The organism is Pseudomonas sp. ACN8, assembly GCF_002303925.1.
Taxonomy (GTDB): domain Bacteria; phylum Pseudomonadota; class Gammaproteobacteria; order Pseudomonadales; family Pseudomonadaceae; genus Aquipseudomonas.
Map to the genome: position 1 here is coordinate 1 of NZ_MRCS01000090.1, position 9,002 is coordinate 9,002.

Annotated in this window: 10 protein-coding genes; 7 read left to right on the plus strand and 3 right to left on the minus strand. The window is 58.2% G+C overall.

The window, feature by feature from the left end:
• The first annotated feature begins 374 nt into the window (after positions 1-374).
• The 3 genes from brnQ to BSF44_RS28630 all read left to right on the plus strand — a co-directional run bounded on the left by brnQ (position 375) and on the right by BSF44_RS28630 (position 3,091).
• Positions 375-1,688 carry a branched-chain amino acid transport system II carrier protein gene (gene brnQ, locus BSF44_RS28615; RefSeq protein WP_095946355.1) on the plus strand — a complete coding sequence of 438 codons (1,314 nt, stop codon included), beginning with the start codon at positions 375-377 and terminating at the stop codon, positions 1,686-1,688.
• Between the two features lie 264 nt (positions 1,689-1,952).
• Positions 1,953-2,690, plus strand: coding sequence for a DUF599 domain-containing protein (locus BSF44_RS28625; protein ID WP_095946357.1), 738 nt, complete (start codon positions 1,953-1,955; stop codon positions 2,688-2,690).
• Positions 2,690-3,091: an MAPEG family protein gene (locus BSF44_RS28630; RefSeq protein WP_095946358.1), complete on the plus strand. Its 402-nt coding sequence runs from the start codon at positions 2,690-2,692 to the stop codon at positions 3,089-3,091. The genes BSF44_RS28625 and BSF44_RS28630 overlap by 1 nt, the downstream gene beginning before the upstream one ends.
• 67 nt (positions 3,092-3,158) lie before the next feature.
• On the opposite strand, the gene BSF44_RS28635 is transcribed toward BSF44_RS28630, so the two are convergent.
• Positions 3,159-3,431, minus strand: a complete 273-nt coding sequence (locus tag BSF44_RS28635; RefSeq protein WP_095946364.1) for a hypothetical protein — start codon at positions 3,429-3,431, stop codon at positions 3,159-3,161.
• Between the two features lie 158 nt (positions 3,432-3,589).
• Here BSF44_RS28635 and BSF44_RS28640 point away from each other — a divergent pair, with 158 nt between their 5' ends.
• The 4 genes from BSF44_RS28640 (at position 3,590) to BSF44_RS28655 (ending at position 7,298) form a co-directional block, all read left to right on the plus strand.
• Entirely contained in the window at positions 3,590-4,066 is a 477-nt protein-coding gene (locus BSF44_RS28640) for a PaaI family thioesterase (protein ID WP_095946359.1), read from the plus strand.
• Positions 4,063-4,515, plus strand: coding sequence for a PaaI family thioesterase (locus BSF44_RS28645; protein ID WP_095946360.1), 453 nt, complete (start codon positions 4,063-4,065; stop codon positions 4,513-4,515). The genes BSF44_RS28640 and BSF44_RS28645 overlap by 4 nt, the downstream gene beginning before the upstream one ends.
• An 81-nt stretch (positions 4,516-4,596) precedes the next feature.
• Positions 4,597-6,501, plus strand: a complete 1,905-nt coding sequence (htpG, locus tag BSF44_RS28650; protein ID WP_095946365.1) for a molecular chaperone HtpG — start codon at positions 4,597-4,599, stop codon at positions 6,499-6,501.
• 68 nt (positions 6,502-6,569) lie between these two features.
• Positions 6,570-7,298, plus strand: coding sequence for a dienelactone hydrolase family protein (locus BSF44_RS28655; protein WP_095946361.1), 729 nt, complete (start codon positions 6,570-6,572; stop codon positions 7,296-7,298).
• A 120-nt stretch (positions 7,299-7,418) separates the two neighbouring features.
• Here the strand turns inward: BSF44_RS28655 and BSF44_RS28660 are convergent, their stop codons facing one another.
• Both BSF44_RS28660 and BSF44_RS28665 read right to left on the minus strand, forming a co-directional pair.
• On the minus strand, positions 7,419-8,279 hold the full coding sequence (locus BSF44_RS28660) for a pirin family protein (protein WP_095946362.1): 861 nt from the start codon (positions 8,277-8,279) through the stop codon (positions 7,419-7,421).
• A 62-nt stretch (positions 8,280-8,341) separates the two neighbouring features.
• Positions 8,342-8,758, minus strand: a complete 417-nt coding sequence (locus BSF44_RS28665) for an OsmC family protein (protein WP_095946363.1) — start codon at positions 8,756-8,758, stop codon at positions 8,342-8,344.
• Between the last annotated feature and the right edge of the window lie 244 nt (positions 8,759-9,002).

A 9,002-nucleotide genomic window follows, 5' to 3' on the forward strand; every position in this document is an offset into this window, starting at 1 on the left:
ATCGGCGCTTGGGTGAAAGGAGGAGGGGCGAAATCTCCCACGGTCTGTACTGCGCTAACAGTCAGAATCGAGCCTTGTCCCTCCTCCTCCCTTCAAGTCCTACCATACAAGCGAGCCTGCTCGCGAAGACGGACTTGTAGGCGACAACCATTAACATGCAAAAACGCGACACTAAGATGTCGTATATCGGATAGTTCGCCCTTAAACAGTGCGTTTATCGGCCAAATTCGTTAGGCTACGCGCCATTTTTGCGTCTGCGGCCCACAAGGCGGCAACGCGCTAAAAGGGTCGGTCTTATACGGACTGACAGCATTTCCCTCATCCATAGGGAAATCCCTCTCTAAATTCCGATTCAGTAGTGTGGTATTTCCTTAATGAAAGTGTTGAAAGGCCAGGACATCCTGGCACTTGGTTTTATGACGTTTGCCCTGTTCGTCGGGGCTGGCAACATTATCTTCCCGCCTATCGTCGGTTTGCAGTCCGGGCCCAATGTCTGGATGGCGGCGTTGGGCTTTCTGGTCACGGCGGTCGGTTTGCCGGTGATCACCGTTGTGGCGCTGGCCAAGGTCGGCGGTGCAATGGATGCCTTGAGCAGCCCGATCGGTAAAGTCGCCGGTGGCCTGCTGGCAGCGGCTTGCTACCTCGCTGTTGGCCCGCTGTTCGCGACGCCACGTACCGCGACAGTATCCTTCGAAGTGGGTCTGGCGCCCCTGACCGGCGAGAGCCCGTTGGCGCTGTTCCTGTACAGCTCGGTGTACTTCCTGCTGGTGTTTTTCATCTCGCTGTATCCGGGTCGTTTGCTGGATACCGTCGGGCGCTTCCTCGCGCCGCTGAAGATCATCGCCCTGGCCGTGCTGGGCATTGCAGCGTTTGCCTTGCCGGCCGGTGACATTGGCCAGGCAACCCCTGAATACGTGGCGGCGCCGTTTTCCCAAGGCTTCATCAATGGTTACCTGACCATGGATACCCTGGGCGCCCTGGTGTTCGGCATCGTCATCGTCAACGCCATCCGTTCACGCGGCGTCGAGTCGCCGGCCCTGATCACCCGCTACGCAATCATCGCTGGCCTGATCGCTGGTGTCGGCCTGGCGCTGGTGTATGTCAGCCTGTTCCGTCTCGGTTCGGGCAGCCATGAAGTGGCCGCTGGCGCTACCAATGGCGCGGCGGTATTGCATGCTTACGTGCAGCATACCTTTGGTTCCCTGGGCAGCGGTTTCCTTGCCGTGCTGATCTCCCTGGCGTGCCTGGTGACCGCGGTTGGCCTGACCTGTGCCTGCGCCGAGTACTTCAGCCGTGTGGTGCCGCTGTCCTACAAGACGCTGGTGATCATCCTCGCTGCGTTCTCGCTGCTGGTATCCAACCTGGGCCTGACCAAGCTGATTGCGTTCTCGATCCCGGTGCTCACCGCGATCTACCCGCCGTGCATCGTTCTGGTGGCGTTGAGCTTCTGCAAGGACTTCTGGCATGAGCACGGTCGTATCCTCGGCCCGGTCATGCTGGTGTCGTTCATCTTCGGCCTGATCGACGCCCTCAAGGGTGCAGGCCTGGCGGACTGGATGCCGACGCAAATGGCCCACCTGCCGCTGAGCGAGCAGGGGCTGGCCTGGCTGGTGCCGTCGGTGATGACACTGGTGGTCGCGGTGGTTTGCGATCGCCTGCTGGGCAAGCGCGCCGAAGCCTTGGCTTAAGTCGCTTCACGACTCGCCACGAGCGGGTCTTGAGCAAAAACAGAAATGCCCCGTATCAATCGATACGGGGCATTTTTTTTGTGAGGGATGCGGTGTCTTTTCCGTTGAGCTAACGTCGAAGCACTGCAACACCCTTTGTGGGAGCGAGCCTGCTCGCGAAGGCGTCGCTTCATTCAACGCAGATGTTGATTGATCTACCGCTTTCGCGAGCAGGCTCGCTCCCACAAGGTTTCAGTGTTCCGTTACTACTTCACAAGGACCTGCATGTCGTTCATCCAAGCCAACCTGATCCACATTCTCGCCGCCGTCTGGTTCGTTATCTGCTGGGGCGGGTACACCCGCTATGCCACATGGAAAGGGCGTGACACCGCATGCCTGGCCAGTGTGCTGCACCTGTATCGTGAAGACTGGATGCGCCGCATGCTGCTGCGCGACAACCGCATCGCCGATGCCAGCGTGATCGGCAATCTGGAGCGCAATGCGTCGTTCTTCGCCTCCAGTACGCTGATTATCCTGGCCGGTATTCTCACGGTGCTGGGGGCTTCGGAACGGGCGGTATCCTTGCTGGCGGATATCCCGATGGTGCAACAGGCGTCCCAGGGCATGTCGGAAATCAAGTTGCTGTGCCTGGCGCTGGTGTTTGTCTATGCATTCTTCACGTTCAGCTGGTGCATGCGCCAATACAACTTTGCGGCAGTGCTGGTGGGTTCGGCGCCGATGGTCGGTGAACGCCATGTGTCGGAGCTGGAGCGCAAAGCGTTCGCTTTACGTGCCGCCCGCGTCATCTCCATGGCCGCCAACCAGTTCAACTTCGGGCTGCGCTCCTATTACTTCGGCATGACCATGCTGGCGTGGTTTGTCAGCCCGTGGCTTTTCATGTTGATGAGTGCCGGCGTGGTGTTCGTGTTGTACCGCCGCGAGTTTCATTCCGACGTTCTCGATGTGATGGTCTATACCCCTACAGAGGCGCCGTTGCCGGAGGCGATCAAAGAGGCAGCTTGATGAGTATTCCATTCTGGTGCGTGTTGATCAGTGCGGTGTTGATTTACCTGGCGCGAATGCCCGTGACGACTGCCATGAAAGAGCAGGGCGGCTACGATAACCACCTGCCGCGCCAACAGCAGGCGCAACTCACAGGCTTGGGTGCCCGGGCAGTGGCTGCGCATCAGAACAGTTTCGAAGCCTTCATGTTGTTTGCTGTGGGTGTGTTGATGGCGCATACCACGCAGACAGCGGGCTGGCTGATCGACGGCCTGGCGATCATCTTCGTGATCACGCGGGTTATTTACCTGGTGTGTTACTGGAAAGACCTGGCCTGGCAGCGCAGTCTGGTTTGGCTGGTGGGCTTAATCTGTTCGCTGTTGTTGATGATTAGTCCGACTTTTCGAACGATTTTGCTCTAACCACTGTTTTCAAGACAAAAGAAAACCCGCACTTGGCGGGTTTTCTTTTGTCACGCTAAAAACCGTATTAGTTCTTAGGTGCTTCCGGAGCGGCCGGAGTAGCTGGAGCGGCCGGAGCAGCCTCTTTTGCCGCTTCTGCGTTCGATTCAGCCTGATCTTTGGCGGCTTCGGCGTTTTCTTTCGCCGCGTCGTTCACTTTATCCTGAGCTTCGTTCATTTTTTGCTGGGCTTGCTCAGCATTTTGGTTAGCATCTTGAGCTTTGTCCTCGGATTTTTTATCGCAGGCAGCGAGACCGAGGGAAGCGGTCAACATCAAGGCAATAGCTAAAGTCTTACGCATGGGGTGTTTCTCCTGATGAAAAGCATCTACTGGCATTAAGAGCCCACACATCAGGGTTAAGTTCCTTAATTCTTTCAGATATATAAGTTTGTTCTAGTGCGGAACTTTTACCCGTACCGCCACCGCACTGTACGGGCATAAACAAGAGCGTTTATCAAATGGCTGAAAATCCCGTTTTTGAGCGCGCGAAGCGCTTTCTGTCGGCGCTGCGACATTGCCAGGTACTTGGACTAAGCGTTCACAGCGCCAGCAACGAAGGGCTGACGATTGTGCTGCCGTACAGCCCGCAGATCGTCGGCAATCCCGAAACCGGCGTTATTCATGGCGGGGCGCTGACCTCGCTGATGGACACCGCCTGTGGCATGGCGACCCTCTGCGTGCTCCCGGAATTCGAAGTCTGCCCGACCCTGGACCTGCGCATCGACTACATGCACGCCGCCGAGCCGCATAAGGATGTCTACGGCTTTGCCCAGTGCTATAGGGTCACCACCGACGTGATTTTTGCCCGCGGCTTCGCCTATCAGGATGACCCCGGACAACCCATTGCCCATGTGATGGGCACTTTCATGCGCATGGGCAAGAACATCAAAGGCACCAAGGGCTTTGGTGGCGCGGTTGCCGGAGGGGCGCAATGAGCGAGTCTCTGAAGGATCAACTGCAAAAGGCCCACGAACGGGGCGATTACGCCGCGCTACTGGATTTGATTCCCTATGCCCGGCTGATCGGCGTCGAATGTTCGCGGGTGGGCGATGAGTTGCTGTTCAAGCTGCCAGCGAACAAGGACAACATCGGGAACCCGTTGTTGCCGGCGATCCATGGCGGTGTGATAGCCGGCTTCATGGAATTGGCCGCCGCGCTGCATCTGTTGGTGTTTACCGGATCGCCCGGGGTGCCGAAGATCATCGACTTCTCCCTGGATTACCTGCGTGCCGGGCAGTTTCGCGATACTTGGGCCCGCTGCCAGGTCTGGCGCCAGGGTCGCCGGGTCGCCAACGTGGCGATTACCGCCTGGCAAAGCACTGAAGCCGAACCGATTGCCACCGCCCGCGCACATTTCAAACTCGAGGAGCCCTTGAAATCCTGAACTCAGCCCCCAACTCAGATGACAACCCGCCGCCGACCGTCAAGGTCGCGGCTTATGCCATCTGATTGGAGTTTGATGACCATGAGTGTGGAAACTCAAAAGGAAACCCTGGGCTTCCAGACCGAGGTGAAGCAGCTGCTGCATCTCATGATCCATTCGCTGTATTCCAACAAGGAAATTTTCCTTCGCGAATTGATCTCGAACGCCTCTGACGCTGTCGATAAATTACGTTTCGAAGCCCTGGCCAGGCCAGAGCTGCTGGAAGGTGGCGCCGAACTGAAAATCCGCGTGAGCTTCGACAAGGACGCTAAAACCGTCACCCTCGAAGACAACGGTATCGGCATGAGCCGCGAAGACGCGATCACCCACCTGGGTACCATCGCCAAGTCCGGCACCGCCGATTTCATGAAGCACCTGAGCGGCGACCAGAAGAAAGACTCGCACCTGATCGGCCAGTTCGGCGTCGGTTTCTACTCCGCCTTCATCGTCGCTGACAAAGTCGATGTGTACAGCCGTCGTGCCGGCAGCGTTGCCAGCGAAGGCGTGCATTGGTCGTCCAAGGGCGAAGGTGACTTCGAAGTGGCGACCATCGACAAGGCCGAACGCGGCACTCGCATCGTCCTGCACCTCAAATCCGGTGAAGACGAGTTCGCCGATGGCTGGCGCCTGCGCAACATCATCAAGAAGTACTCCGACCACATCGCCTTGCCGATCGAGTTGCCGAAAGAAGTGGCGGCCGCTGAAGGTGAAGAGAAGCCTGCCGTCGAATGGGAAACCGTCAACCGCGCCAGCGCCCTGTGGACCCGTCCGCGTACCGAGATCAAGGACGAGGAATACCAGGAGTTCTACAAGCACATCGCTCACGATTTCGAAAACCCGCTGAGCTGGAGCCACAACAAGGTCGAAGGCAAGCTCGAATACAGCTCGCTGCTGTACGTGCCGACCCGCGCTCCATTCGACCTGTACCAGCGTGAAGCGCCGAAAGGCCTGAAGCTCTATGTACAGCGCGTGTTCGTCATGGATCAGGCCGAGTCCTTCCTGCCGCTGTACCTGCGCTTCATCAAAGGCGTGGTCGACTCCAATGACCTGTCGCTGAACGTGTCGCGGGAAATCCTGCAGAAAGACCCGATCATCGACTCGATGAAGTCGGCGCTGACCAAGCGCGTGCTGGACATGCTGGAAAAACTGGCGAAGAACGAGCCTGAGCAATACAAGGGTTTCTGGAAAAACTTCGGTCAGGTCATGAAAGAAGGCCCGGCAGAAGATTTCGCCAACAAGGAAAAAATCGCCGGCCTGCTGCGTTTCGCATCGACCCACGGCGACGATGGCGAGCAGGTTGTTGGCTTGGCCGAGTACCTGGCGCGCGGCAAGGAAGGCCAGGACAAGATCTACTACCTGACTGGCGAAACCTACGCCCAGGTCAAGAACAGCCCGCACCTGGAAGTCTTCCGCAAGAAAGGCATCGAAGTGCTGCTGCTGACCGATCGCATCGACGAGTGGCTGATGAGCTACCTCAGCGACTTCGACGGCAAGAGCTTTGTCGACGTGGCGCGCGGCGACCTGGACCTGGGCAACCTGGACTCGGAAGAGGACAAGAAGGCCGCGGAAGAAGTCGCCAAGGCCAAAGAAGGTCTGGTTGAGCGTCTGAAAACTGCGCTGGGTGAATCCGTTGCGGAAGTTCGGGTGTCCCATCGCCTGACCGACTCCCCGGCGATCCTGGCCATCGGCGAGCAGGACCTGGGCTTGCAGATGCGCCAGATCCTGGAAGCCAGCGGCCAGAAGGTTCCGGATTCGAAGCCGATCTTCGAATTCAACCCGGCTCACCCGCTGATCGAGAAGCTCGACAACGAGCAGAGCGACGAGCGCTTTGGCGACCTGTCGCACATCCTCTTCGATCAGGCGGCCCTGGCGGCCGGCGACAGCTTGAAAGATCCGGCGGCCTATGTGCGCCGTCTGAACAAGCTGTTGGTCGAACTGTCGGCTTGACTGAGTTGTAGAAAAACCCGCTTCGGCGGGTTTTTTCATTCTGGTGATTCAACAATCAGGAGTCAGAAATGAGCCAAATCACTGTACGTTCCGTTGCCTATCAGATTGACGGCCAGGCTTACGAAAGCCGTCTGGCCTTCGATGCCGACCATAAAGGCCCGCGCCCGGGTTTGTTGATGGCGCCGAACTGGATGGGCGTCAGCGCCGGTGCCGAAGAGATCGCCAGGTCGGTGGCCTCCAAGGGTTATGTGGTGTTGATCGCAGACCTTTACGGTCAGTCGGTTCGTCCGACGAACAATGACGAGGCCAGCGCAGCCATGATGCCGTTGAAGAATGACCGCCCATTGCTGCGCAAGCGCATGCAGGTGGCATTCGAACAGCTGCAAAGCCAGGGTGAAGTGGCTGTCGATACTTCGAAACTGGCCACTTTCGGTTTCTGCTTCGGCGGCTGTTGCGCCCTGGAGTTCGCCCGTACCGGCGCGCCGGTGAAGGCCGCGGTGTCGTTCCACGGCACGCTGGACACACCGAATCCGGCCGATGCGAAAAACATCAAGGGTAAGGTCCTGGTGCTGCACGGCGCTTCCGATCCATTGGTGCCGAAAGAGCAGCTGCCGGCGTTCGAAGATGAAATGAACGCGGCGGGCGTGGACTGGCAGTTGCTGAGCTACGGCGGTGCGTTCCACTCGTTCACTGACCCGCACGCCAACGTGCCGGGCATGATGATGTATAACGCCAAGGTGGCTGCTCGGGCCTTCACGTCGATGCATAACTTGCTGGATGAAGTGTTCAAGGGTTGATCATGATTCGGCCGGTGTGAGTACCGGCCTCATCGCGAGCAGGCTCACTCCTGCATTGGAATGCATTCACCTGTAGGAGTGAGCCTGCTCGCGATAGCGGTCTAACAGACACTCAACTGTTTATGGCAATTCGATCCTCTCAACTTCCCCCGGCACCGTCGGCCAGTCCTTGGCCGCCCAACGCCGGCGTGCCTCATCGATCGCCGCCGGATCGCTCGCGACAAAATTCCAGTTGATCCGCCGTGGCCCGTCCAGCGGTGCGCCGCCAAACAATACGGCGTGACTGTCGCTTTCGGCAAAAAGAGTCATCTCTTCCCCCGCAGGCAGTACCACCAGCGAGTACGGCTCTATCGGCTCGCCGTCCAGTTGCACCTCGCCGCTCAATACATACAAGGCACGTTCTTCATGCTCGGTAGGGATGAGCAAAGTCGTCGCTGTTTGCAGGTGCAGTTCCGCGTACAGCGTAGGAGAAAGCACCGGCACTGGCGATTCCAGGCAAAAGCCCGCCCCGGCAATCATGCGAATCTTCACTCCCAGGTTTTCGCTGACCGGTAAAGTCGACGCCGGATGGTGACTGTAATGCCCCGGACCTTGCTCTTTGTCCTTGGGCGAAGCCAGCCAGATCTGCAGGCCGTGCATCGTGAAGCCGCTTTCTTTCAAGGCCTCGGGCGTGCGTTCGACATGGGCGATGGCACTGCCGGCCGTCATCCAGCTGACATCGCCAGTCCCGACCACTTGATCGGAACCGAGACTGTCCTTGTGCTGGATCTGCCCTTGGAACAAGTAGGTGAGGGTGGACAGGCCGATGTGCGGATGTTGGCGGATGTTCATGCCCTTGCCCGGTGGATAACGGGTTTCCAGCATGTGGTCGAAAAACACGAATGGCCCGACGCTGCGGCATTTGGCCGACGGCAGCGGGCGGAGAATCGGCTGGCCTTCGACATCTTCAGTGCGGGGGCGGATCACGAGCGGTGTGTTCATGGTGCGTTCCAGGCTGAGCGGGTAATGCGTTCGAGCATAACCCGCTTGCGCAGCCCTTGCCGCTATTGGCTGAACGCACCTTCGGACAAATGCGTTTCGATGCGGACTTCAGACGTGGTCATCAGCTTGTGGATCGGGCAGCGATCGGCCACGCGGTGCAGTTCATCGCGCTGGGCGTCGGTGAGTACGCCCTTGAGGGTCAGTTTGACGTGCAGCGCGTACTGGCCTTTCTGTTCCAGGCTGTTGTCGCGCTTGATCTCGACGCCGACACCGGTCAGCGGGATGTCCTTCTTCTTCGCATACAGCTTCAGTGTCAGGGCCTTGCAGGCGCCGAGAGCAGCGTCGAAATAATCATGGGGCTCCGGTGCCGAGCCTTCACCACCCGCCGTGACGGGCACGTCGGCGAAGAGTTCATGGTCATCGATTTGTACGCTGTGGCGAAAACCTTCGGCGGAAACGGTATTGACTGTAACGGTCATGGGAAACCTCGCAGGCGACAGGAAAACTCATTCGATCAAAAAAGACCTTGAAGGTATAGAGCCATCGCGCTTGTCGGGTGTTCCAATTTTCGAACCCGCAAAAAAGCCCCGCAATGGCGTAATGCTGTTCACTTAAGCATTTGAATCCGCGCCGGGCTTCTCCGAAAATCCGATGCCAGACCTCTGGCATCGGATTTTTTATGTCTGTTCAACAGGACCTGCTCGACCTCGGTGACCTCTTCAA

Excerpts from the sequence above, each read along its gene's own strand:
- brnQ (WP_095946355.1), top strand. The coding sequence starts at position 375 with ATGAAAGTGTTGAAAGGCCAGGACATCCTGGCACTTGGTTTTATGACG.
- BSF44_RS28625 (WP_095946357.1), top strand. The coding sequence starts at position 1,953 with ATGTCGTTCATCCAAGCCAACCTGATCCACATTCTCGCCGCCGTCTGG.
- BSF44_RS28630 (WP_095946358.1), top strand. The coding sequence starts at position 2,690 with ATGAGTATTCCATTCTGGTGCGTGTTGATCAGTGCGGTGTTGATTTAC.
- BSF44_RS28635 (WP_095946364.1), bottom strand. The coding sequence starts at position 3,431 with ATGCGTAAGACTTTAGCTATTGCCTTGATGTTGACCGCTTCCCTCGGT.
- BSF44_RS28640 (WP_095946359.1), top strand. The coding sequence starts at position 3,590 with ATGGCTGAAAATCCCGTTTTTGAGCGCGCGAAGCGCTTTCTGTCGGCG.
- BSF44_RS28645 (WP_095946360.1), top strand. The coding sequence starts at position 4,063 with ATGAGCGAGTCTCTGAAGGATCAACTGCAAAAGGCCCACGAACGGGGC.
- htpG (WP_095946365.1), top strand. The coding sequence starts at position 4,597 with ATGAGTGTGGAAACTCAAAAGGAAACCCTGGGCTTCCAGACCGAGGTG.
- BSF44_RS28655 (WP_095946361.1), top strand. The coding sequence starts at position 6,570 with ATGAGCCAAATCACTGTACGTTCCGTTGCCTATCAGATTGACGGCCAG.
- BSF44_RS28660 (WP_095946362.1), bottom strand. The coding sequence starts at position 8,279 with ATGAACACACCGCTCGTGATCCGCCCCCGCACTGAAGATGTCGAAGGC.
- BSF44_RS28665 (WP_095946363.1), bottom strand. The coding sequence starts at position 8,758 with ATGACCGTTACAGTCAATACCGTTTCCGCCGAAGGTTTTCGCCACAGC.